The sequence below is a fragment of the Halomicrobium sp. IBSBa genome, assembly GCF_017612575.1.
Lineage (GTDB): Archaea > Halobacteriota > Halobacteria > Halobacteriales > Haloarculaceae > Halomicrobium.
In genome coordinates, this window is the sequence record NZ_JADPQC010000074.1 from 1 (window position 1) to 386 (window position 386).

The window sequence follows — 386 nt, forward strand, 5'->3', positions numbered from 1 at the left end:
GTCCAGAAGATAGTCATGCGATTTGGCGTCGATGAGGCCGGGAAAGGGCCGGTTCTGGGGTCGATGTTCGCCGCCGCTGTCCGGGCCGACCCGGCGGCTCTACCCGATGGTGTCGGCGACTCGAAGGACATCAGGCCGGAGCGCCGCGAGCGACTGGCCGGCGACATCCGCGAGTCGGCCGACGCTGTCGGTATCGCCGAGATTCCGGTCGGACGGATCGACGCTGACGGGACGGACATGAACACGCTGACCGTCGACGGGCAGGCAGAGGCGCTATCGGCAGTAGCCCGAGACGGTCTATCGGGCACAGTCGACGCCGGCGACACCGACGCGGCGCGGTTCGGTCGTCGGGTCGCGGACGCGGTCGACACCGACGTGGCTGTAAC

1 pseudogene is annotated in these 386 nt (G+C 68.7%); it reads left to right on the forward strand.

Features of this window, described 5'->3' with window-relative positions:
- Positions 1 to 15 precede the first annotated feature (15 nt).
- Positions 16 to 386: pseudogene (rnhB, locus tag IL252_RS17515) on the forward strand (ribonuclease HII); the annotation flags it as partial.